The sequence below is a fragment of the Agarivorans sp. D1326 genome (assembly GCF_056958115.1).
Genome location: NZ_JBTWEN010000009.1, coordinates 63,792 through 86,736 on the forward strand (window position 1 = coordinate 63,792; position 22,945 = coordinate 86,736).

Genomic DNA, 22,945 nt, shown 5'->3' on the forward strand with positions numbered 1-22,945 from the left:
TAAATTAAAATATCGACGTTTCAGCCAAGCTAACAAAAAAACAGTTAAATCATTTTATAACAACAACTTACAAACTTTATTATACTTTAGCCACAAGCGGAAAAGTTACAATTTATTCACATTTATCACTTATTTAGAAGTCATTGCCGATAAATAAATATAAAGTTTGCTCCGATTCGTTGTGCCCATAGGCAAGTACCACCGGCCCTAATACACTGGTGTCTAGAGCAGCAAAAATACTGCCGGCCCACAGCGCACTACTATAAGAAATTTCATCAGAGCTATTCCACACTCCGCCGTTTTCTAAAGACCCCCCGACAAAAACAGGCGCTTGCAATACTGGAGATTGAAAATAGTGCAGCTGATAAAAGTACATGAGACCCGTTAGCGCCTTATAACGACCCGATAACTGTTCATACTTAAAGCCCGAAAGACGTAAAAAGCCACCTAAGTCTTGAGCATCGGTTGGCACAACAAAGTCACTACCGGTGCTGCCATATTCACCAAACCAATTTAAATTATGCTTGTCCCAGCCAAATGGCACTTTCCAGCGAGCCTCAAAACTGGGCGCTAATACACTAGAAAACCCTTGTACATCTTCATGATACAGAGTTAAACCCACATCCAACATTTTACCTTGAGTAGGAAAAGCCCAGCTGTTTAGGGTGTCGTAGTCAAATCTAAAGTAAGGACCATATAACCAATAGCTGGCATCGCCACTAAATCCTTTTAATTCGATATCACCGTGCCTAGCCGCTAAGCCAAGCCCCCATTCTTGCCAGGGTTTATAGTTCCAGGCTAGTTGAGTGCGAAAAGTGGCATCACTAAAATCGGCTTCTAGGTATTCAATGTCTTCACCTAAACCATATAAACGACGGCTACGTTTATCGTACTCTGCTGATATTAACCAAGCATATTTAAGGTTATCGGTAAATGGTGTGTAGTATTCGGTAAACAGACGCTTTATCGAGCCGATTTCAAACTCATTACGCCACTCTGCGCCATACTCGTTTAGGTTAGTTAAAGTAAATCCAAGCCCCAAGTTCGCTTCAGTGCGATCCGAAAAGTTTTCCTGCAAACCAAGCTTCATATCAAAGTAGCCTGGCCCCCAGCGCTTTTCTTGAGTATCCACGTGAATCACATTAGCGCCCTGCTCACTGCTAATTCGGTAGTCGACTCTCTCAAAGGTTCCTAATGCATACAACTGACTAATTTTTTCTTCAAGTTGAGCTTTGGAAAGCAACTCACCTTGATTGAGTTGTAAACGAGATAAAATAACCTCATCGCTCAAAGCTGAGTTGTTATTGAGTTTAATTTTACTCACCACAAATTGTTCATGTAGTTTGAGTGTGGCTCTACGATCTTTAACCTTTTGTTGATAGGCCAAATATACCTTTTCTTGGTCATCACTATGAATACGCTTAGCTAACTGAGCAAGCGGCTCTGCTGCCGCTTGCTTACCACGTTCAATCGCTAAAGGCATTAATGCAAAGTCAGCGGTATCGATGCCGGTTACATCAGGTGATATCAGTAAGTCATCAGCCCCTAACAAGGCAATTTGTCGCTCGGTACCAGATCGAGTAAGAAAGATAGAGAGCTGGTCTACCACATCAACTGCTGTATTAAGCTCGTCTTGAGTTTTTAGCCGCGCACCAATATCTACCGCGATAATGATATCTGCGCCCATTTCTTTTAATACATCCACGGGCATGTTGTTAACCACGCCTCCGTCAGAAAGCTGTTTGCCATCAAGCTCTACCGGGCGCAACGCACCGGGCACTGACATACTCGCTTGCATAGCAACGGCTAAGTCACCACGCTTGAGGATATAAGGGCTCATAGCAGCCATATCGGTGGCTACTGCGCGATAAGGAATGGCCAACTCATCAAAGCTTTCTAGTGCTTCTAAATTACTGGTGGCATAACGCAAAATCTCGGCCATAGTTTGGCCTTGCACAGCGCCTTTAGGTATTTGAACGCCGTCTTTATTAACCCCAATTGGCAAGGCTATTTGGTAGTCATCTTTTTGCTTTTTACTTCGCAGCGATAACTCACTGCGAGTGACATCGTCAACAAAGCCACTCTCCCAATAAATAGAAAAGGTTAAATCTTCAATCTCTTGCGCGCTATAACCCATCGCTAACATGGCGCCAAAATAGGCACCCATGCTGGTTCCAGCTACATAGTCGACGGGAATTTGGTTTTCTTCGAGTAATTGAATAACCCCCAAATGCGCCGCACCTTTTGCCCCTCCGCCACTGAGCGCCAAGCCGATTTTGGGGCGAGCAATAACAGAAGAAGAAAAAAGTATTAGCAATATAAGCCACAAGGCTTTACGCAATAGCCGCATGCAGAGTCATTCCTTTGAAATCTAAACAATAAAGGCAGCCTAGGCTGCCTTTATAACTGTAGTTTTTTAGACTAATTCAGTCTATTTTTTCTTTTTCTTGGCTTTCGCATTTGGAAGGTCGGTAATGCTTCCTTCAAAAATCTCTGCTGCCAAGCCAACCGATTCATGCAAGGTTGGGTGAGCGTGAATGGTTAACGCGATGTCTTCAGCATCACAACCCATCTCAATCGCTAAGCCAATTTCACCTAACAATTCACCACCGTTGGTACCTACTACCGCACCACCAATTACACGACCAGACTCTTTATCAAAGATCATCTTAGTCATGCCATCTGGACAGTCTGACGCAATTGCACGGCCCGAAGCAGCCCAAGGGAATACTGAAGCTTCGTAGTTAATGCCTTGTGCTTTAGCTTCTTTCTCGGTTAGACCTACCCATGCCATCTCTGGCTCGGTGTAAGCAATCGAAGGGATCACTTTAGGATCAAAGAAGTGTTTCTTACCAGAGATAACTTCAGCTGCTACGTGGCCTTCATGCACCCCTTTGTGGGCCAACATAGGTTGCCCTACGATGTCGCCAATAGCATGGATGTGAGGAACGTTAGTACGAAGCTGCTTATCAACTTCGATAAAGCCGCGCTCAGTCACTTCGATACCAGCTTTCTCAGCATCTAAACCTAAGCCATTTGGTACACGACCTACCGCAACCAATACTGCGTCGTAACGCACTGGCTCATGTGGTGCTTGCTTACCTTCGTAGGTTACATACAAGCCGTCTGTTTTCGACTCAACGGCTACCACTTTGGTTTCAAGCATGATGTTGAATTTGTCTTTCACTTTTTTGGTATAAGCGCGAACAACATCTTTATCAGCTGCTGGTACAAGTTGGTCAGCAAATTCTACAACGTCAATCTCACTGCCTAGGGCGCCGTATACGGTACCCATTTCTAGGCCAATAATACCGCCACCTAATACTAACAACTTACCAGGAACTTCTTTAAGCTCTAGTGCGTCAGTTGAATCCCATACACGTGGGTCATTGTGTGGGATAAATGGCAATTTAACTGGGCGAGAACCCGCTGCAATAATTGCGTTGTCAAAGTTAATAGTTGTGGCTTCGCCATCATCACCAGTTACTTCTAGTGAGTTAGCGCCGGTAAACTTACCTAAGCCTTGTACTACTTTAACTTTACGCATTTTAGCCATACCATCGAGGCCACCAGTCAACTGACTGATTACTTTCTCTTTCCAGGTACGGATTTTATTAATGTCGGTTTGTGGCTCACCAAACACAATGCCGTGCTCGGCCAGTGATTTTGCTTCTTCAATCACTTTAGCTACATGCAACAAAGCTTTTGATGGGATACACCCCACATTCAAACATACTCCGCCGAGGGTGGCGTAGCGTTCTACAATTACTGTTTCCAAACCTAAATCGGCAGCACGGAAGGCAGCAGAATAACCTGCAGGGCCTGCACCCAGTACTACCACCTGGGTCTTGATTTCCTTACTCATTGATGACCTCTTGGTATTGTTATGTTGTAAAGCTGCTGTAGGGTAAAAGTGTCAACCATGCAGCTAAACTGAGTTTACGGTTAATCGGTATAAAAAAGAAGAGCCGGGTGATAAACACCCAGCTCTTATTACTAAAGTACTAGTCGGCGAATGTCGCCCAACAAGCCACTTAATGTTGAGATAAATCTCGCGCCGTCGGCCCCATCAATCACTCGGTGATCGTAAGACAGTGCCAATGGCAACATTAGCTTCGGTACAAAATCTTTACCGTTCCACTTTGGTTTCATTTCGCTGCGCGAAACACCCAAAATGGCTACCTCTGGCGCATTTACGATAGGTGTAAACTGAGTACCACCAATACCGCCAAGGCTAGAAATAGTGAAACAACCACCCTGCATGTCTGAGGCAGTAAGTTTACCAGCACGTGCTTTCTTAGAAATTTCTACCAACTCTTCAGAAAGCTGATAAATGCCTTTCTTATTCACATCACGCACTACCGGTACAACCAAGCCGTTTGGCGTATCTACTGCGATACCGATATGGATGTACTTCTTCATGATAAGGCTATTGCCATCGTCAGACAGTGCCGAGTTAAACTTAGGCATGCTTTCTAAGGTTTTAGCTGCAGCTTTTAGCATGAATACTAGCGGCGTGATCTTAAAGCCTAACTGTTGCTTCTCAGCAATTACGTTTTGCTCTTTACGGAAAGCTTCCATTTCTGAAATGTCGGCTTCGTCAAACTGAGTAACGTGAGGGATTTTCACCCAGTTACGGTGCAGTGCTGGACCAGAGATTTTCTGAATGCGTGATAGTGGCACTTCTTCCACTTCACCAAACTTAGAGTAATCAATGCTTGGCCATGCTGCTACGTCCATGCCTGAGCCACCAGCGCTAGCGCCAGACTCTAGAACTTTAACCGCTTGCTTAACGTAAGCTTGAACGTCTTCTTTTACGATACGCCCTTTACGGCCCGAACCTTTAACTTTGGCTAAATCGACACCAAACTCACGCGCTAAACGGCGAATGACTGGAGAGGCATGTACATAAGCACTATTCTCTACAAATTCACCCGATTTAGCTGGTGCACTCGCAGGTTTACTTGCTGGTGCTGGTGCAGGTGCTGCAGCTGGTTTTGGTGCTTCAGCCGGAGCGCTTGGTGCGCTGGCTGCAGGAGCAGCAGAAGTTACTTCAAACACCATGATCAGCGAGCCAGTCTTAACTTTATCGCCAACAGCTACTTTAAGCTCTTTCACTACACCAGCGAACGGTGCAGGAACTTCCATTGCCGCTTTATCGCCTTCAACAGAGATAAGCGTTTGCTCTAGCTCTACGCTATCGCCAACAGAAACTGCAACTTCAGTCACTTCAACTTCATCATCGCCAATATCAGGAATGTTAACTTCTTGAAGCTGCGAAGCTGCAGGAGCAGCGGCTGGAGCCTCTGCCACAGGCGCAGCAGGTGCAGAGCCAGCAACTTCAAATTCCATAATTAGCGTACCAGTAGACACTTTATCGCCTACTGCAATGCTAATGGCTTTAACCGTGCCAGCAAATGGCGCTGGTACTTCCATTGCCGCTTTGTCGCCTTCAACCGAAATAAGCGTTTGCTCTGCTTCAATTACATCGCCAACACTTACCGCTACTTCGGTCACTTCAACTTCATCATCACCAATATCTGGCACATGAACCAGTTCAACTGAACTTGCTGCAGGTGCAGCGGCTGCTGCCGGAGCTACCGCTGATTGCTCGGCTGCGCCTTCAGCTTCAAAGATCATAATCAATGCGTTGGTGGCTACGCTGTCGCCTACCGCTACTTTAATTTCTTTTACAACGCCAGCTTGAGAAGCCGGAACTTCCATTGCCGCTTTGTCGCCTTCTACCGAAATTAACGATTGCTCTAATTCTACGCTATCGCCAACTTCAACAAGGATCTCGGTCACTTCTACTTCATCAGCGCCAATATCTGGTACAAAAATTTCAATACTCATAGCTATTCGCCCTTACGCGTAGAGAGGGTTAGTTTTGTTAGTGTCGATGTCGTATTTTGCAATCGCTTCGCTCACAACTTTCTTATCTAAAGTGCCAGCTTTAGCTAGCTCAGTAAGTGCAGCTACTACGATGTAGTCAGCATTTACTTCAAAGTGACGACGCAAGTTCTCACGGCTATCACTACGGCCAAAGCCATCGGTACCCAATACTTTGTAACTACCTGGTACATAAGCGCGAACTTGCTCTGCGTATTGCTTCATGTAATCGGTCGCAGCAATAGTTGGCGCGTCAGTTAGCGCCTCGGTGATGTAAGCCACTTGCGCTTCGCTTTCTGGGTTTAACATGTTGGCACGCTCAACGGCTTGACCTTCACGGGTTAGCTCGTTGAAAGACGTTACGCTAAATACGTCTGAGGCGATGTCGTACTCTTCGCTCAATACTTTGGCAGCTTTCAATACTTGCTGCATGATGGTGCCCGAACCTAGTAACTGAACTTGGCCTTTAGCACCTTTGTTTTCTTCAAACTTGTAAATACCCTTACGAATACCTTCTTCAGCGCCTGCTGGCATAGCTGGTTGATGGTAGTTTTCGTTCATTAAGGTTAAGTAGTAGTAAACATTCTCTTGGTCACCGTACATGCGGCGTAAACCATCTTGCAGAATTACCGCAACTTCAAAGGCAAAGCTTGGGTCGTAAGAAATACAGTTAGGGATGGTGTTCGCCAAAATTAAACTGTGGCCATCTTCGTGCTGTAAACCTTCACCGTTTAGCGTAGTACGACCTGCTGTAGCACCTAAAAGGAAACCACGCGCTTGTTGGTCACCCGCCATCCAACACATATCACCCACACGTTGGAAACCAAACATAGAGTAGTAGATGTAGAAAGGAATCATTGGCACGTCGTTGGTACTGTACGAAGTAGCAGCCGCTACCCACGAACTCATTGCACCTAATTCGTTAATACCTTCTTGCAATACCTGACCGCTAGTATCTTCTTTGTAGTAAGACACTTGTTCTCTATCTTGCGGAGTGTAAGTTTGGCCACTTGGGTTGTAGATACCAATTTGGCGGAACAAACCTTCCATACCAAAAGTACGTGCTTCATCGGCAATAATTGGCACTACGTTTTTACCAATGCCCTTGTTTTTAAGCATTACATTTAAGGCGCGAACATAAGCCATAGTGGTTGAAATATCGCGTTTTTGCTCGCCTAGTAGCGCGTCAAATTCGCTTAGTTCTGGAATCGCTAACTCTTGAGTGAAGTTAGGTAAACGCGATGGCGTGTAACCAGCTAGCTCTTTACGGCGAGCATGCAAGTAGTCGTGCTCTGGTGTACCCGGCTTAAGTTCAATGTACGGCAAGCTAGGTAAGGCTTCATCACTAACATCAACACCTAAACGGTCACGGAACTGCTCAACATGAGTCATGTCCATTTTCTTAACCTGGTGAGCAATGTTTTTACCTTGAGCCGCTTCACCCATGCCATAACCTTTAACGGTTTTAGCAAGAATTACTGTTGGAGCGCCAGAGGTTTTGCGTGCTTTATCAAAAGCTGCGTAAAGCTTAACTGGATCGTGACCACCGCGACGTAGAGCAAAAATTTCGTCATCAGACATATCTTTAACTAAGTCAGCCGTTTCAGTGTACTTACCAAAGAAGTGTTCACGCACGTAGGCGCCGTACTTAGACTTAAAGGTTTGGTAATCGCCATCAACTGTTTCGTTCATCAGTTGCAACAACTTACCTGAGCTGTCTTTGCTTAGTAGGCTATCCCACTCGCTGCCCCAAACCACTTTAATCACACTCCAGCCAGCGCCTTTAAATAGGCCTTCTAGCTCTTGAATGATTTTACCGTTGCCCATAACTGGGCCGTCCAGGCGCTGCAAGTTACAGTTGATAAGGAAACATAAGTTATCTAATTTCTCACGCGCTGCGAAAGAAATTGCGCCACGTGATTCTGGCTCGTCCATTTCGCCGTCACCAAGGAAGGCGTATACACGTTGGCCAGAACAATCTTTTAAGCCACGACCGGTTAAGTACTTAAGGAAGCGAGCTTGATAAATGGCAGAAATTGGACCAAGACCCATAGATACTGTTGGGAACTGCCAGAACTCAGGCATTAACTTAGGGTGTGGGTAAGAGCTTAAGCCTTTACCGTCTACCTCTTGGCGGAAACTGTCTAGTTGCTCTGCGGTTAAACGACCTTCAACAAAGGCACGAGCATAAATACCAGGAGAGATATGACCTTGGTAATAAACTAAATCGCCACCATCTTTTTCATTACGCGCTTTAAAGAAGTGGTTAAAACACACTTCGTAAAAAGCTGCAGAAGACTGGTAAGAAGCCATGTGGCCACCTAAGTCGAGGTCCTTTTTAGAGGCACGCAATACAATCATAATCGCATTCCAGCGAATAATTGAACGAATACGACGCTCTATTGCGCTGTCACCCGGGTATTCAGGTTGTTCTGCCACCGAAATGGTGTTGATGTAATCACTAGTGATTGACCCACCTGGGCCAGCAAGTCCATCAATGCCCGCGTTAGCGATGACCTGCTCCAACAAGAACTGGGCACGTTCAACGCCTTGTTCACGGATCACAGATTCAATGGCGTCTATCCACTCACGAGTTTCTAGTGAGTCAACATCATGCTTCAGTACCTCTGACATGGCTGTTTCCTTATCAGTTATTAATAGTTTCCAAACCACTGCAACGCAGCTTTTGGGTTACACTTTCAATTGTTTTAAACGGCGATTAGAACGCTCAACTCGGCTTTCTTCTCGTTCGATTTGTAACAGCGTTTCTTCAATAAACGCTAAATGCTTGTGTGAGGCTTCTCTGGCGTCATCAGGCTTACCATCGAGAATGGCTTGCAACATAAGTGACCGATGATGGCGGATTTTGTCTGCCACATTGGGACGCGTATACAACACCTGAAAATTGTCCATGATGTTTTTTTCTAACAATGGACTCAAACCTCTAATTAAATGAAACAATACTAAGTTGTGTGACGCCTCAGTAATGGCTTCATAAAAACGTAAAACGGCTTTTGCTTCACTAATGGTATCGCCGTCTTGCTGCGCGAGCTCAATCCGTTCATGACTGGCTTGCACTTTTTCTAGATCTGCCTCGGTGCCGCGCAGTGCCGCATAATAAGCCGAGATGCCTTCTACCGCATGACGAAACTCCAACAAGTCTAGTTGGCTTTCATCATGATTGGACAATAAATTAAACAGCGGATCGGTTAGCGCTTCACGCAGCTTTTGTTGCACATAAGTGCCGCCGCCTTGGCGCCTTACAACTAGACCTTTTGCTTCAAGTTGCTGAATCGCTTCGCGCAATGATGGGCGTGATACATCGAATTGTTTAGCCAACTCGCGCTCAGCAGGTAAGCGCTCACCCGGCGGTAAACTTCCTTCTAAGATCATTCGCTCTAATTGCTTTGCAATAACATCAGCGAGTTTAGGTGGCTTAATTCGTTGGTAGCTCATTAATTTCCGTTGCACTTAATATTGGTAATACCAATTTACACGCAGCAAATTAACAAATCAGAAACACGCTGTCCAGAAAAATTGACCCACATCAATTTAGCCAGCACTTATCACAAAATAAGTAAAGACTTTTGTACGACAAATACAATTGGTCAGACCTTTTTTTGTGCACAAGATCGGGCAAATGTAACAAGGAGAAAGGAATTTACAAGATTATGTAAAAATAGATGAAAACAGGAAGCCGCTGAGCAGCGGCTTAAATAAGCCAGCCAGCAATGGTTAAGATAGCAATAAACGCAATAGCCAGCATAATGCCGCGCTTGGCTAAACTTACAAATCGACAAGTGGTTGCCACACATAGCATTTCGTGCTCGCTTTCTTTATCCGAAAGCTCTGCTGCCACAGCTACTTTCGCCAACCAATAACCGTTGCTGTGCTTGGTATCACGCAAAGCGTGTAACCAAATAGGTAGTGCTTCGCTGGTATTGCCAACCGCCAAATAACACAAACTGGCTAAACGAGAGGGTAACCAGTCGAGATAATGCATAAAGTTGTTAACCGTAGGCTCCAAAGCCTGCACCTCAGTACTTTTATGCAAGTGTAAACCCCGGCTACAACCATAGAAAATTGCGCCAGCAGGGCCAGCCAATACATAAAAGAAAATCACCGCAAAATAGTAACGATAGTTCAGCCACATTAATTGGGTACCAGTGGTAAGGGCAATCGACTCCTGCTCATTCACCTGATGCAAAGGATGAATTTGTTTTAGCAGCTGCTGATTAAAGTCACTACAGGCCTGTTCGTCGCCACTAGCAGCGGCACGCAGATAGTCCCGATAGCCTTGCTGAATAGGAGGGCAGCCTAGTGTGAGTAAAGGGATAAAGATCCATAGAGCAAGATTTGCTAAGCCAAATAGCAAACCACTAATGCTTACTTGTAGCCACGCAATCAATAGAGTGGGTAACACCACTGCCATAGCAATTTGCCAAATCGCTGAAGCGCGATCAAAGCGCTGTAACCACCAATGAAAAACATGCTGCCACCACCAGCTAGCACCAATGCGACGAGCGCGTTCTAAACTCAATGCCAGCAGTAAGGAAATAAGAGACATGTTACTGATTTTGCTCCATAAACATCAGGCGACCTTTAAATAATAAGCTAATTACTCAAGCAAACCAAGTGACTTTAAAGTGCTTCTAAATAAGCAGACCAATCAAAAAGCTCGCCTGGGTCAGTTTTTCTGCCGGGCGCTATATCGCTATGCGCGACAATGCGTTGTTTAGTGAGTTTAGGATATTGGCGCAGCAATAATTGACTTACCTTAATTAAACTTTGGTATTGCTGCTTGGTGTATTCACTATGGTCAGTGCCTTCTAACTCAATGCCAATAGAATAATCGTTACACCCTTCTCGACCTTCAAAGCTAGATACCCCCGCATGCCACGCTCTTTTATCAAAGTCGACATACTGAGTCACTTCGCCACTGCGGTTTATCATTAAATGAGCTGAAACTTCTAAACCTTGCAAGTCGTTAAAGCTTGGTTCTGCGCTGCAATCAAGCTTTCCACAAAATAATTCATCTATATGCGGCAAGCCAAAACAGCCTTCCGGCAAGCTAATACAGTGGATAACCAGCAAACTAATTTCAGCCTTAGGTCGCTGATTATAGAACTCACTTTCTAGCCACTTAACGCCGGTCAATCGATGTTGTTTTATCTGCAAGAGCTACTCCATAAAAGCATATAGTTTAGCTTTCCAACCAAGCCAATAACTATTGTCTAGCATAAACAGCTTATTTGACCATGCAAGTGCTGAACTTCTGCGCTAAAATGCGCCACACTTAAGTGACAGCCTTTAAATACTGTCTCCTCCTGCTAACCATCAGAGATACGATGCATGAACGCCGAACAACTACGGGCCAATGTAAGCGCCGCTTTAATTGAAGATTTAGGACAATTAGACCCGCAACTAGACATTACCGCCGCACTAATTCCAGAGCAACAAATTAGCAAAGCAAAAATCATCAGCCGTGAAAGTGCTACCTTCGCAGGAAAAGCCTTTGCCGATGAGGTATTTAGGCAGCTAGGCGAGCAAGTAGAGATAGAGTGGCTGGTAGCAGACGGCGACAAAGTAGTTGAAGATCAAGCCTTATGTTACTTAACCGGTCCTGCGCGTATTTTACTTACCGGCGAGCGCTCGGCGCTAAACTTTATTCAAACCTTGTCGGGCATTGCTACCCAAGTAGCCGAATACATGGCTTTACTGGAAGGAACCAATTGCAAGTTATTGGATACCCGTAAAACCCTCCCCGGCTTACGTTACGCCTCTAAATATGCGGTAACTTGTGGCGCAGGCACTAATCACCGCTTTGGTCTGCACGACGCATTCTTAATTAAAGAAAACCACATTATGGCCTGCGGTGGCATTAAAGCCGCCATCGATAAAGCCCGCCAGCTTTCGCCAGGTAAAAAGGTGGAAGTAGAAGTAGAGAATCTAGAAGAGCTAGAACAAGCCTTGGCTGCGAACTGCGATGTAGTGATGTTAGACAACTTCTCGGTAGATTTAATGAAACAAGCTGTAGCACTTAACCAAGGCAGAGCAAAATTAGAAGCCTCCGGCAATATGACCTTAAGAACCATTCGCCAATATGCTGAAACAGGTGTGGACTTCATTTCGGTGGGCGCTTTAACTAAACATGTCAAGGCCTTAGACCTAAGTATGCGATTTGTCGCATAGAAAATGTTAATGTTAACATTAAGCTGTACAAAATTTTGTACAGCGCGTTTTTTATAAGTGCTGCTAAGATCACGATTTTATTGCCTTTTTACAATAATCACTATACTTATATGTCACGTGTGCTTTAATGAGAATCACATTTATAGCACCGTGGTATCAGGGATGTTACTGAATTAAAAGTTGTTTCAATGCAGCTCTGATAAAAACAACGGTAAATAAATAACTTCAAAAACTTGTGTAAAGGAAAGACGCAATGAAAACCATCCAAAACCTACAAACCAAAGCTGCTAACAAGCAAGCTGGTTTTACCCTAATTGAATTGATGATCGTAGTAGCGATTGTGGCTATCTTAGCTGCAGTAGCGCTGCCTGCTTATCAAACTTACACCCGCAAAGCAGCATTCTCAGAAGTGATTGCAGCAACAGGCCCATACAAAACAGCATTTGAAATTGCTGTTCAAACAGGTCGAGTTACAGATATTGGTGACGCAGATCACGGCCAAAACGGCATTCCTGCTGAAGCTTCAACAGCTACAGGCACTGTTGCTAGTGTAACTATGACTAACGGCGTAATTACTGCAACAGGAACAGCTGCTGTTGGAGGGTTCACTTATATCCTAACTCCAAATGGTATTGTAGCTCCGATTCAATGGCAAGATGACGCTTCAGGATCAGTTTCAACTTGTATCGCTGCCGGCGTTTGTTAGTAGCTAATGCGAACCTCTGACTTAAACGGCCTCGCATCAAGCTTGGCCGTTTCTTTTCCAGAAAAAGAAGATAAGCTCATTGAACTCTACAAGCGCAGTGTTCAAGAAAACAGCTCCTTCACAACTGTTCTAGTAGAAAACGAGTTAATTTCTAGTAGAGAATTAGCCGATTTTTGTGAGGCGCAGTTTGGCATCCCCTTACTCGATTTAGATGCTATCGAACTCAGTGAAATTCCACAAAATTTTCTTAACGAAAAACTAATATTCAAACACCACGTATTACCCGTCTATAGCCAAAACCAAACTCTTTATGTAGCCATGGCAGACCCCAGCAATGTTACAGCACTGGAAGATTTTGGTTTTAGCTTTGGATTACATGTCGAAGCGCTATTGGTTGAGGAAACGAAACTACTAAAGGCTATTCAGTCTTTGGTAGATGATACAGATAATCTGGACTTAGGTGATATATCTGATGATGACATCAGCGACTTGGAGGTTAGTGAAGAAAGCTCTCGACTAGACGAAAAGCAAAACGAAAAAGAAGATGACGCTCCTATTGTTGTGTACATTAATAAGATCTTAATGGACTCCATTCGTCGAGGCGCTTCCGACTTACATTTCGAACCTTACGAACACAAATACCGGATTCGTTTTCGTATTGATGGCATCTTGCATGAGATTGCTAGTCCTCCAATCAATTTAGCTAACCGCTTCTCGGCTCGCCTTAAGGTTATGGCACGTATGGATATCGCCGAACGCCGCTTACCACAGGATGGCCGCATCAAACTAAAAACCGGCCGCAATAAAGCCATTGATATGCGGGTTAACTCCCTTCCCACTATGTGGGGAGAGAAGATTGTAATTCGTATTCTTGATTCTTCTGCCGCCAACTTAAACATTGATATTCTTGGTTATGACGATAAACAGAAAAAGCTCTATTTGGACGCTCTCGCTCGTCCACAGGGTATGATATTGGTTACTGGACCTACCGGCTCGGGTAAAACAGTTTCGTTATATACTGGCTTAAATATTCTTAATACGGTAGAAACTAATATTTCTACCGCGGAAGACCCGGTAGAAATTAACCTTCCAGGGGTTAACCAAGTACAAATTAATAATAAAGCAGGCATGACCTTCGCTAGCGCGTTACGTGCCTTTCTTCGTCAAGACCCCGATATTGTAATGGTGGGTGAGATCCGGGACTTAGAAACCGCTGAAATATCAATTAAAGCGGCGCAAACCGGTCACTTAGTATTATCTACCTTACATACGAACTCTGCGGCGGAAACTTTAACCCGTTTACTCAACATGGGCGTGCCCGCGTTTAACATCGCCTCTTCAGTAAGTTTGATAATTGCCCAACGACTGGCTCGCCGCTTATGCGAAAAATGTAAGAAGCCCAAAATGCTTGAGGCTGAGTTACTGCCTAAAATTGGCTTTAGCCGAGAGCAACTAGATGCCGGAGTAAAGCTATTTGAGCCAGTCGGTTGTGATGAGTGCACCGGAGGTTTTAAAGGTAGAGTAGGTATCTATGAAGTTATGCCTATGAGTACCGCCATATCAAAAATTATTATGGCCGAAGGCAACTCTATCGAAATTGCAGAGCAAGCTGTGGCAGAAGGCATGTATTCCCTTCGTATGTCAGCTTTAGAGAAAGCCCGCCTAGGCGTAACTAGCCTTTCAGAGGTGGAGCGGGTCACAAATGTATAAGTGTTTTCTTCTCTGTCACTAAAGATCTGATAAGTTTAAGTAACTACTTTATTGCCGCTATGAGCGTATTTTCTTAGCAAGGATGTTATGGCTACCGCAAGTACTACCAGCAAACGAAAAATTGAAGTTAAAAAAATCAATGCTTACACTTGGAGTGGAGTAAACCGCAAAGGCGCCAAAGTTAGCGGCGAGTATCAAGCGGAGACAATTAGCCAAGTAAAAGCTGAATTACGCCGTCAAGGCATAACCGTTACAAAAATAAAAAAGAAAACCGAAGGTTTTCTCAGCAAGTTGGGTAACAAAATAAACCCCATGGACATTGCGGTGGTATCACGCCAAGTCGCCACGATGTTACAAGCTGGAGTCCCCTTGGTTCAAAGCTTCAATATTATTTCCAAAAGCGTAGAAAAGCCAGCAATGCGGGAATTAATTGCAGAAATTGCTGCTGAAGTTGAGTCTGGTACCGCTTTATCTGAAACTCTACGCAAACACCCCTTGTATTTTGACCAGCTTTACTGCGATTTAATTGAAGCTGGTGAGCAAAGTGGTGCTTTAGAAACCATTTATGATCGCGTTGCAATTTATAAAGAGAAAGCCGAAGCGCTGAAATCAAAGATTAAAAAAGCCATGTTTTACCCGGTTTCGGTGATCATTGTAGCCATTATTGTAACGACCATTCTTCTGTTATTTGTGATCCCACAATTTGAAGAAATCTTCGCAGGCTTTGGTGCAGAATTACCAGCCTTTACTCAGTTTGTGATCGGTATCTCACGTTTTGTTCAAGATTATTGGCCTTATATATTTGGTGGGATTTTTGCCGTTGGCTACGGTTATTTGAAAGCCTTTAGGCGTTCCCAAGCCGTAAAAGATGCCACCGATAGGTTTATTCTTAAAATTCCGGTAATTAATCCTATTTTACATAAAGCCGCCATGGCGCGTTTTGCCCGCACCCTATCAACCACCTTTGCAGCCGGAATTCCACTGATAGAAGCATTGAAGTCTGCTTCAGGCGCATCGGGTAATGTAGTCTATCGAAATGCCGTAGATGCTATTAGGATTGAAGTTACCGGTGGCATGCAAATGAACGTGGCCATGCGTACTGTGGATTTATTCCCGGACATGGTGACGCAAATGGTGATGATTGGCGAGGAGTCAGGGTCGCTTGATAGCATGTTAGACAAAGTGGCCAATATTTATGAGCAGCAAGTTGATGATGCAGTAGACGGCTTAACCAGTTTAATTGAACCACTAATCATGGCTGTGCTTGGTGTGCTAGTTGGTGGTATGGTTATTGCCATGTACTTGCCAATATTCAAACTAGGGGATGTTGTAGGTTAATGTTTCTTAGTTTTATTGAACTCTACCCAGCCACCGCGCTGGGTTTCTGCCTTTTAATCGCCCTATGCATAGGGTCTTTTCTCAATGTAGTGATTCATCGCTTGCCCATCATGTTAGAGCGACAATGGAAAAATGAATGCCGCAGTTTCTTGTCTGAAGAATTGAAGTCAGAGCCCTCCTCAAAGCAAGAAGTATATAACCTAATGCTGCCCCGCTCGGCCTGCCCTAAGTGCAAAAGCTTGATTACAGCCTGGCAAAATATTCCAGTAATTAGCTGGCTAGCCCTTCGTGGCAAATGCGCTAATTGCAGCAACCCCATTAGTATTCGCTACCCTTTAGTCGAGCTAGCTTCTGCAGGCTTAACCTTGGCATGTTGGTGGCAATTTGGCCTTACTTTACCTTTTGTATTCGCTAGTTTGTTTTGCATTATATTGTTGTGTCTAACGCTTATCGATTTAGACACCATGTACTTACCCGATCAGCTAACTTTACCCACTTTGTGGCTAGGCTTTCTTATAAATTTAGATTCAGGCTTCGTTAGCCTACATGACGCCGTATTAGGTGCAGCTATTGGTTATGGCTTTTTGTGGAGCCTGTTTTGGCTATTTAAGCTATTAACCGGAAAAGAAGGCATGGGCTATGGCGACTTCAAACTGCTAGCAATGATAGGCGCTTGGTTTGGCTGGCAAGCCCTTCCATTAACAATTTTGCTCTCATCTTTTGCAGGTGCGCTTATAGGCATTAGCCTGATAGTGTTTGGAAAAAACCAACAAGGGCAAGCCATTCCTTTTGGACCGTACCTAGCTTTAGGTGGTGCTTGCTACTTGTTTTTTGGTGAAGAGATTCATGCTTGGTATTTCTCATACCTAGGTTTTGCATCGTGATAATCGGCTTAACAGGCGGTATAGCTAGCGGTAAAAGCCAAGTATCAAAACTATTCGAAGAGTTTGGTATTAAGGTTGTAGACGCTGACATTGTTGCGCGCCAAGTGGTAGAACCTAATCAACCAGCCCTAGGCAAAATATCGCAGCACTTCGGTCAATCAATTTTGCTTGCTGACGGCTCATTAAACCGCAGTAAACTGCGTGAGATTGTCTTTGCACAGCAACACCAGAAAAAATGGCTAAACGAGCTATTACATCCCTTAATTCGACAAGAGATGCTACGCCAACTTGAGCAAGCTACAGGCGCATACAAGATACTGGTTGCGCCGCTATTGTTAGAGAACAAGCTGAATCAGCTAGTCGATCGCGTTTTAGTTGTAGATACGCCGATAGACATTCAACTCAGCCGAACTATGGCACGTGATGCAGTCGAGTTACATCAAGCGCAACAAATTGTTGACGCACAAATGAGTCGAGAGCTAAAACTACAAGCTGCAGACGATGTTATCGAAAATAACAGTGACCTGACTACCCTTAAACGAAAGGTGGCTGATTTACACCAATTCTACCTGGATATAGCCAAAAGCCATGACAGTTGATTGCTCAATGGTTACACTAGTTTAGATACTTCCTAAAAAGCTGTGAATTTGAACCGCTATGACCGCATTGATCTTTGAGCACCCTTTAAACGAAAAAGTACGTAATTACTTACGCTTAGAGCAATTGTTCGAACAACTAATGCTATCTAAGGCACTGCTACATCCCTTACAGCAACAACAATTCTTCCGGGTACTTTTTGAAGTATCAGAGGTATTGGAACGTTGTGAATGGCGGGCAGATCTTCTCAAAGATTTAGCCAAACAAGCGGAAAAGCTTGACCATTGGGCCTCTATGCCCAATGTAGATACCAGCAAGATTGAAGAGTTACTTTTACAAGTAAAAACTCTAATTGCAGCTATTTCTAAACATGCACGCGTATCCGACCACTTAAAAAACGACCGTCTATTAGCCAGCATTCGCCAGCGCTTGTGTTTACCCGGTGGCAACAGTAGCTTCGACCTCCCCTATTTGCACTTGTGGCTAAATCAGCCCCAAGTGCAAATTAATCAGCAAGTACAGCAATGGTTAGGCCCTTTCCAGTTAGTCGCAGAAGCAATTAGTCATTTGCTTAAACTGCTAAGAGAACAGCACAGTGATATTGAAGTGATAGCTCACAAAGGGTTTTATCAGGGTGTGGCCGCCGATTGTGGCTTGTTACGAATTGAAGTAGATACCGAATATCAGTGTTACCCAACGGTGAGTGGCCACAAGCACCGCTTCGCCATTAAATTCATCAGTGCTTTAAACCAAGAAATTGAAGAAATTCCTTGCCGACTCTATTGTTGTAAAATTGCTTAATGAAAACTAAAAATCAAGCCACCGTAAAATGCCCTACCTGCAGCGCTAAAGTCGTTTGGCAGCCAACTAGTGAATTTAGACCCTTTTGTAGTGAACGCTGCAAACTGATCGATCTGGGCGAATGGGCCAACGAAGAAAAATACATAGCCGGGCAAAACCTACAAGAAGATGAAGACAAGCCCGACAGCTGGGAGTTTTAAACTTAGGCTAGAAAGTCTGGTTTAAGAATTTGCGCCAGAATAGGCTCATTTGCATCTGGAAATTCCAAACTCGATAGCTCAGCTCTGCTTACCCAACAAATCTCTTGTTGTTCAGCCCCCTGAGGCTCCCCCTCAAAGCGAGTAAGAGTATAAACATCTAAACATACCTTTTTATCGCCGTAGTCGTGCTCAACGCGAATAAGAGGCTTACAGCTAGTTTTATCAATGTTAATCAGCAGCTCCTCTTGCAATTCTCTCGCTAAAGCGTTCACTGTTGACTCTCCAGCCTCAACTTTACCGCCGGGGAACTCCCATTTTCCGCCTTGATGCTGTTGCGGGTTACGTAGGCTAAGTAAGATCTCTTCGCCTTTAACAATTACACCGACAGCTACATTTACAACCTTCACTGAATACTCCTTGAGTTGATAAAAAAGGAGAGCCTAAGCTCTCCTTTTTTTGTTGCCAAACTAAGCCTTAAGAAAGTTTACCATGACATTGTTTGTACTTTTTACCTGAGCCACAAGGACAAGGATCGTTCCGCCCTACTTTTTGCCCTTCACGAATAACGGTTTTACCCGCTTCGCTCGCCTGTTCATCAGCTTGCTGTGCTGCTTGTTGCTGGCGGAATTGCATCGCGCGCTGCTCGGCTTCGCGACGTTTAGCTTCCATTGCCTCAACCTCTTCAGGTGCTTGCACTTGCACACGGCTCAAAATGCTCACCACATCAAGTTTGAGCGCCTCAAGCATTTGGGTAAACAACTCATAAGACTCACGCTTGTATTCTTGCTTAGGGTTCTTCTGAGCGTAACCGCGCAAGTGAATACCTTGACGTAGATGATCCATCGCCGCTAGGTGTTCTTTCCAAAGTTGATCTAAGGTTTGCAACATCACCGATTTTTCAAACTGTTTAATCGCATCAGCGCCAACTTTATCAATTTTCTCTTGGTAGTCAGCGACAGCTGCTTCGATAATTTTTTCACGAAGCTTGTCTTCGTGTAATTTGTCATCTTCATCCAACCACTGCTGAATAGGAAGATTTAAACCAAAATCACTCTTCAAGCGCTGCTCTAGCTCGCTAACTTGCCACATTTCTTCAAGAGATTGTGGTGGAATGTACTCATCAATAACCGACGAATAAACATCTTCACGAATCACTTCAATGGTTTCTGAAATGCTATCGCTATCCATTAAATCATTACGCTGCTCGTAGACCACTTTACGTTGGTCATTCGCCACGTCATCAAACTCAAGTAATGACTTACGTACGTCGAAGTTACGGCCTTCAACTTTACGCTGTGCATTTTCGATGGCGCGAGTTACCCATGGGTGCTCGATAGCTTCGCCTTCTTCCATGCCTAGCTTCTTCATCATGCCAGTAACACGGTCAGACGCGAAGATGCGCATTAAGCTATCTTCCATAGATAAGTAGAAGCGCGTTGAACCGGCATCACCTTGACGACCTGCACGACCGCGTAGCTGATTATCGATACGGCGTGACTCATGACGCTCGGTACCAATAATATGCAAACCACCTGCTGCTAATACAGCATCGTGGCGCTGTTGCCATTTTTGCTTAACTTCAGCTAATTGCTGCTCTGTTGGGTTTTCGCCTAGAGCATTAATTTCAACTTGTAAGTTACCACCCAACACAATGTCGGTACCACGTCCCGCCATGTTGGTAGCAATCGTCACCGCGCCAGCTACGCCGGCTTCTGCAACAATGTCGGCTTCCTTTTCATGGAACTTAGCATTAAGCACGTTATGCTTAATTTTTTCTTTCTTTAGAATGTTAGATAGCAGCTCTGAATTTTCAATCGACACAGTACCCACTAGCACTGGGCGCTCTGCTTTCACACACTCGCGAATATCGTTGATAATCGCTTGGTATTTTTCTTCTGCAGTCAGGTAAACCAAATCGCCTTGGTCATCACGTACCATCGGCTTGTTAGTCGGCACAACCACTGTGTCTAAACCATAAATTGATTGAAATTCAAAAGCTTCGGTATCCGCTGTACCGGTCATGCCTGAAAGCTTGTCGTATAAACGGAAGTAGTTCTGGAAGGTAATAGACGCCAGCGTTTGGTTTTCGTTTTGAATTGGTACACCTTCTTTAGCTTCTACAGCTTGGTGTAGGCCTTCAGACCAACGACGCCCTGGCATAGTACGGCCGGTGTGCTCATCAACGATAACAATCTCATTGGTTTCACTAACAATGTAATCAACATTGCGCTCGAACAAAGTATGCGCTCGCAATCCTGCATTAACGTGATGCAGCAAGCTAATGTTAGCTGCGTTATATAGCGAATCACCTTCTTCCAACATGCCGCGCTGTTGCAAGGTTTCTTCAACAAAAATCTGACCATTTTCTGTTAAATGAACTTGTTTGTTTTTCTCATCTAGGGTGAAGTGACCATCACCTATCTGCTCTTCGGTGTCTTCTTCCTCTTGGCGAACCAACAGCGGAATAACATCGTTAATCTGTTTATAAAGCTCAGAACTATCTTCAGCAGGACCAGAAATAATTAGAGGGGTTCGCGCTTCATCAATTAAAATCGAATCCACTTCATCCACTACCGCGTAGTTTAACGGGCGCTGTACCCGTTGCTCTGGCGCAAACGCCATGTTGTCGCGTAAGTAATCGAAGCCAAACTCGTTATTTGTGCCATAAGTAATGTCGGCTGCGTAAGCAGCATTTTTTGCCTCATGGTCCATACCAGAAATATTTACTGCAACACTTAAACCTAAGTATTCAAATAAAGGGCGGTTCCAATCAGCATCACGCTGGGCAAGGTAGTCATTCACGGTAATCACGTGAACGCCTTTACCAGTTACACCGTTTAGGTAAGCAGGCAATGTAGCGGTAAGTGTTTTACCTTCACCGGTGCGCATTTCAGCAATTTTGTTGTCATTGAGCACCATGCCGCCCAACATTTGCACATCAAAATGGCGCATTTCAAATACTCGCTTTGATGCTTCGCGCACCACAGCAAAAGCTTCTGGAAGAATCGCTTCAAGCGTTTCGCCTTTTTCCAAGCGCTCCCTAAATTCGCCCGCCTTAGCTTTAATTTCTTCAGCAGACAACTTTTCGTATTCAGGCTCTAGCGCATTAATAGTATTCACTACTTTGCGCATTTTTTTGATGGTACGGTCATTTCGAGTACCAACGATTTTTGTTACTAATTTACTAATCATGAAAAACTACTTTTGCTAAGACGAAATCCAATTTTCTAGGCACTGGCTTTGCGGTAAATAAATTTAGTGGGATTTAGTGGACGACCATTTTTAAGCACTTCAAAATGTACGTGAGACCCGGTTGAACGCCCGGTGCTGCCCATTAAGGCAATCTCATCCCCTTTACTTACTACATCACCCTCTTTTACTAATACAGCTTTAGCATGCGCGTAACGTGTTACCATCCCGTTACCATGCTCAATTTCAACTAAGTTACCGTAACCAAAGCGACTTCCGGCCCATACCACTACGCCGGCTCCTACAGAGCGGATTTTAGTCCCCTCTTTGCCCGCGATATCTACACCTTTATGGCGTGCTTTACGTTTGGTAAAAGGATCTATGCGGGTACCAAATGGCGAAGAAATCCAAATGCCCGGCCCTTTTGCTGGCCAACCTGATATATAACTACTATTTACTAGATGGTGACTTTGTTGCCAAGATTCAAGCAAATTAAGTGATTTTTTCTTGGCTTCTACTTGCTGCTCGAGCAAAGATAAGTCTAAAAACAGGTTGTTTGGTTGGTGGCTGGTATCTTGAATGTCTAACATCGGGCCGCCCATGGGAGGCATTGATTCGAAATCAAACTCAGCAGCAAACTCGGTATCTTCAATCAAACGAGCGCCTAATGCATTAAGGCGAGTCATCTCAACTTGCATTTGGCCCACTTTAACCGCCAATTGACTATAACGGTGACGCAGTTGCTGCTCGAACTGCTCAAGCTTTGGCTCCGCTTTCAAACTATCCAGCTGCGATAACAACTGAGTTTGCTGCTTAGCTAAATTTTGATATTGCTGTACCCCCCACAGGGCAATACTGCAAATAAGTGATACCAACAAAAACGCAAACCACGCTAAACGTAGCGGATTTAAACGAACAGTTCTTGTCTCGCCCTTATGGGCGTATACTAAAGTTAATTTCATACCTAACTATTAAACTTATGTCCAAACGACAGCACCAACCCATTTCGATAGAGCGTCTATTTCATCAGAAACAGTTTGCAAAAATCGAACAACCACTGCAGCAACGCGTTCAGTTACAGCAACTGGGTGGTGAAATTTTGGCACGCTACAAACTACAGCAATGCCGTATCGTTAATATGCGTCAAGGAGTCGCTATTATCGAGGCTCCTAGTTCGGCTTGGTTAACCCGCTTAAAACAGTTTCGATTCGATCTGTTAAGTGAGCTGCGAAAAGCCATACCAGGGGTTGTCAGTTTGGAACTTAAAATAAATCCCGAATTGAAAAACATTAAACCAGAAGCTGAGGAAAAAAGCACTGGAAAACGCCAGCTAAGCACTCAAGCAGCCAAACATATCACAGAATTAGCGAAACACGTGCCAGATGAACTGAGGGAAAAGCTAGAAAAATTAGCGGCGCTGAGCGGAGAGAGTTAGTCAG

The 22,945-nt window shown here is 44.4% G+C and carries 19 protein-coding genes; 9 read left to right on the forward strand and 10 right to left on the reverse strand.

Annotated elements, in window-relative coordinates; all coding sequences use genetic code 11:
- Positions 1-133: 133 nt before the first annotated feature.
- From ACYFDN_RS16815 to ampD, 7 genes are all read right to left on the reverse strand, one after another.
- Entirely contained in the window at positions 134-2,350 is a 2,217-nt protein-coding gene (locus ACYFDN_RS16815) for a patatin-like phospholipase family protein (RefSeq protein WP_483512027.1), read from the reverse strand.
- An 81-nt stretch (positions 2,351-2,431) separates the two neighbouring features.
- The gene (gene lpdA / locus ACYFDN_RS16820; protein WP_220720298.1) at positions 2,432-3,865 is read right to left on the reverse strand and encodes a dihydrolipoyl dehydrogenase; all 1,434 of its coding nucleotides are present in this window, start codon (positions 3,863-3,865) and stop codon (positions 2,432-2,434) included.
- Positions 3,866-3,996: 131 nt separating this feature from the next.
- Positions 3,997-5,853 carry a pyruvate dehydrogenase complex dihydrolipoyllysine-residue acetyltransferase gene (aceF, locus tag ACYFDN_RS16825; RefSeq protein ID WP_483512028.1) on the reverse strand — a complete coding sequence of 619 codons (1,857 nt, stop codon included), beginning with the start codon at positions 5,851-5,853 and terminating at the stop codon, positions 3,997-3,999.
- A 12-nt stretch (positions 5,854-5,865) separates the two neighbouring features.
- Positions 5,866-8,523 (reverse strand): pyruvate dehydrogenase (acetyl-transferring), homodimeric type, encoded by a 2,658-nt coding sequence (gene aceE, locus ACYFDN_RS16830; protein WP_483512029.1) that lies wholly within the window; start codon positions 8,521-8,523, stop codon positions 5,866-5,868.
- A gap of 57 nt (positions 8,524-8,580) precedes the next feature.
- The gene (gene pdhR / locus ACYFDN_RS16835) at positions 8,581-9,345 is read right to left on the reverse strand and encodes a pyruvate dehydrogenase complex transcriptional repressor PdhR (RefSeq protein ID WP_016400804.1); all 765 of its coding nucleotides are present in this window, start codon (positions 9,343-9,345) and stop codon (positions 8,581-8,583) included.
- A gap of 256 nt (positions 9,346-9,601) precedes the next feature.
- Positions 9,602-10,456: a beta-lactamase regulator AmpE gene (gene ampE / locus ACYFDN_RS16840; RefSeq protein WP_483512030.1), complete on the reverse strand. Its 855-nt coding sequence runs from the start codon at positions 10,454-10,456 to the stop codon at positions 9,602-9,604.
- A 74-nt stretch (positions 10,457-10,530) separates the two neighbouring features.
- The gene (gene ampD / locus ACYFDN_RS16845) at positions 10,531-11,067 is read right to left on the reverse strand and encodes a 1,6-anhydro-N-acetylmuramyl-L-alanine amidase AmpD (protein ID WP_483512031.1); all 537 of its coding nucleotides are present in this window, start codon (positions 11,065-11,067) and stop codon (positions 10,531-10,533) included.
- Positions 11,068-11,241: 174 nt separating this feature from the next.
- Between ampD and nadC the strand changes: the two genes are divergently transcribed.
- The 8 genes from nadC (at position 11,242) to yacG (ending at position 18,317) form a co-directional block, all read left to right on the forward strand.
- A complete protein-coding gene (gene nadC / locus ACYFDN_RS16850; protein ID WP_483512032.1) occupies positions 11,242-12,081 on the forward strand; it encodes a carboxylating nicotinate-nucleotide diphosphorylase in 840 nt (279 codons plus the stop codon).
- A gap of 253 nt (positions 12,082-12,334) precedes the next feature.
- Positions 12,335-12,787, forward strand: a complete 453-nt coding sequence (locus ACYFDN_RS16855; RefSeq protein WP_483512033.1) for a pilin — start codon at positions 12,335-12,337, stop codon at positions 12,785-12,787.
- A gap of 6 nt (positions 12,788-12,793) precedes the next feature.
- The gene (gene pilB, locus ACYFDN_RS16860; protein WP_483512034.1) at positions 12,794-14,497 is read left to right on the forward strand and encodes a type IV-A pilus assembly ATPase PilB; all 1,704 of its coding nucleotides are present in this window, start codon (positions 12,794-12,796) and stop codon (positions 14,495-14,497) included.
- Positions 14,498-14,584: 87 nt separating this feature from the next.
- Positions 14,585-15,835, forward strand: a complete 1,251-nt coding sequence (locus ACYFDN_RS16865; RefSeq protein ID WP_483512035.1) for a type II secretion system F family protein — start codon at positions 14,585-14,587, stop codon at positions 15,833-15,835.
- A complete protein-coding gene (locus ACYFDN_RS16870; RefSeq protein WP_483512036.1) occupies positions 15,835-16,719 on the forward strand; it encodes a prepilin peptidase in 885 nt (294 codons plus the stop codon). Before ACYFDN_RS16865 ends, ACYFDN_RS16870 begins: the two co-directional genes overlap by 1 nt.
- Positions 16,716-17,318 (forward strand): dephospho-CoA kinase, encoded by a 603-nt coding sequence (coaE, locus tag ACYFDN_RS16875; RefSeq protein WP_483512038.1) that lies wholly within the window; start codon positions 16,716-16,718, stop codon positions 17,316-17,318. The genes ACYFDN_RS16870 and coaE overlap by 4 nt, the downstream gene beginning before the upstream one ends.
- Positions 17,319-17,376: 58 nt before the next feature.
- Positions 17,377-18,117: a cell division protein ZapD gene (gene zapD / locus ACYFDN_RS16880; RefSeq protein WP_483512040.1), complete on the forward strand. Its 741-nt coding sequence runs from the start codon at positions 17,377-17,379 to the stop codon at positions 18,115-18,117.
- The gene (gene yacG, locus ACYFDN_RS16885) at positions 18,117-18,317 is read left to right on the forward strand and encodes a DNA gyrase inhibitor YacG (protein ID WP_016400794.1); all 201 of its coding nucleotides are present in this window, start codon (positions 18,117-18,119) and stop codon (positions 18,315-18,317) included. The genes zapD and yacG overlap by 1 nt, the downstream gene beginning before the upstream one ends.
- 2 nt (positions 18,318-18,319) lie before the next feature.
- Here the strand turns inward: yacG and mutT are convergent, their stop codons facing one another.
- The 3 genes from mutT to ACYFDN_RS16900 all read right to left on the reverse strand — a co-directional run bounded on the left by mutT (position 18,320) and on the right by ACYFDN_RS16900 (position 22,468).
- Entirely contained in the window at positions 18,320-18,724 is a 405-nt protein-coding gene (gene mutT / locus ACYFDN_RS16890; RefSeq protein WP_483512042.1) for an 8-oxo-dGTP diphosphatase MutT, read from the reverse strand.
- 67 nt (positions 18,725-18,791) lie between these two features.
- Positions 18,792-21,509 carry a preprotein translocase subunit SecA gene (secA, locus tag ACYFDN_RS16895; RefSeq protein ID WP_016400792.1) on the reverse strand — a complete coding sequence of 906 codons (2,718 nt, stop codon included), beginning with the start codon at positions 21,507-21,509 and terminating at the stop codon, positions 18,792-18,794.
- Positions 21,510-21,544: 35 nt separating this feature from the next.
- Positions 21,545-22,468, reverse strand: a complete 924-nt coding sequence (locus ACYFDN_RS16900) for a peptidoglycan DD-metalloendopeptidase family protein (RefSeq protein WP_483512043.1) — start codon at positions 22,466-22,468, stop codon at positions 21,545-21,547.
- Positions 22,469-22,485: 17 nt separating this feature from the next.
- Between ACYFDN_RS16900 and ACYFDN_RS16905 the strand changes: the two genes are divergently transcribed.
- Positions 22,486-22,941, forward strand: a complete 456-nt coding sequence (locus ACYFDN_RS16905) for a DUF721 domain-containing protein (protein ID WP_016400790.1) — start codon at positions 22,486-22,488, stop codon at positions 22,939-22,941.
- Positions 22,942-22,945 lie beyond the last annotated feature (4 nt).

What these genes read in the sequence shown, in the direction of transcription:
- pilB (WP_483512034.1), top strand. Translation starts at nt 12,794, where the DNA reads ATGCGAACCTCTGACTTAAACGGCCTCGCATCAAGCTTGGCCGTTTCT.
- pdhR (WP_016400804.1), bottom strand. Translation starts at nt 9,345, where the DNA reads ATGAGCTACCAACGAATTAAGCCACCTAAACTCGCTGATGTTATTGCA.
- yacG (WP_016400794.1), top strand. Translation starts at nt 18,117, where the DNA reads ATGAAAACTAAAAATCAAGCCACCGTAAAATGCCCTACCTGCAGCGCT.
- aceE (WP_483512029.1), bottom strand. Translation starts at nt 8,523, where the DNA reads ATGTCAGAGGTACTGAAGCATGATGTTGACTCACTAGAAACTCGTGAG.
- ACYFDN_RS16855 (WP_483512033.1), top strand. Translation starts at nt 12,335, where the DNA reads ATGAAAACCATCCAAAACCTACAAACCAAAGCTGCTAACAAGCAAGCT.
- zapD (WP_483512040.1), top strand. Translation starts at nt 17,377, where the DNA reads ATGACCGCATTGATCTTTGAGCACCCTTTAAACGAAAAAGTACGTAAT.
- secA (WP_016400792.1), bottom strand. Translation starts at nt 21,509, where the DNA reads ATGATTAGTAAATTAGTAACAAAAATCGTTGGTACTCGAAATGACCGT.
- ACYFDN_RS16900 (WP_483512043.1), bottom strand. Translation starts at nt 22,468, where the DNA reads ATGAAATTAACTTTAGTATACGCCCATAAGGGCGAGACAAGAACTGTT.
- ampE (WP_483512030.1), bottom strand. Translation starts at nt 10,456, where the DNA reads ATGTCTCTTATTTCCTTACTGCTGGCATTGAGTTTAGAACGCGCTCGT.
- ACYFDN_RS16815 (WP_483512027.1), bottom strand. Translation starts at nt 2,350, where the DNA reads ATGCGGCTATTGCGTAAAGCCTTGTGGCTTATATTGCTAATACTTTTT.
- ACYFDN_RS16870 (WP_483512036.1), top strand. Translation starts at nt 15,835, where the DNA reads ATGTTTCTTAGTTTTATTGAACTCTACCCAGCCACCGCGCTGGGTTTC.
- nadC (WP_483512032.1), top strand. Translation starts at nt 11,242, where the DNA reads ATGAACGCCGAACAACTACGGGCCAATGTAAGCGCCGCTTTAATTGAA.
- ACYFDN_RS16905 (WP_016400790.1), top strand. Translation starts at nt 22,486, where the DNA reads ATGTCCAAACGACAGCACCAACCCATTTCGATAGAGCGTCTATTTCAT.
- aceF (WP_483512028.1), bottom strand. Translation starts at nt 5,853, where the DNA reads ATGAGTATTGAAATTTTTGTACCAGATATTGGCGCTGATGAAGTAGAA.
- lpdA (WP_220720298.1), bottom strand. Translation starts at nt 3,865, where the DNA reads ATGAGTAAGGAAATCAAGACCCAGGTGGTAGTACTGGGTGCAGGCCCT.
- ACYFDN_RS16865 (WP_483512035.1), top strand. Translation starts at nt 14,585, where the DNA reads ATGGCTACCGCAAGTACTACCAGCAAACGAAAAATTGAAGTTAAAAAA.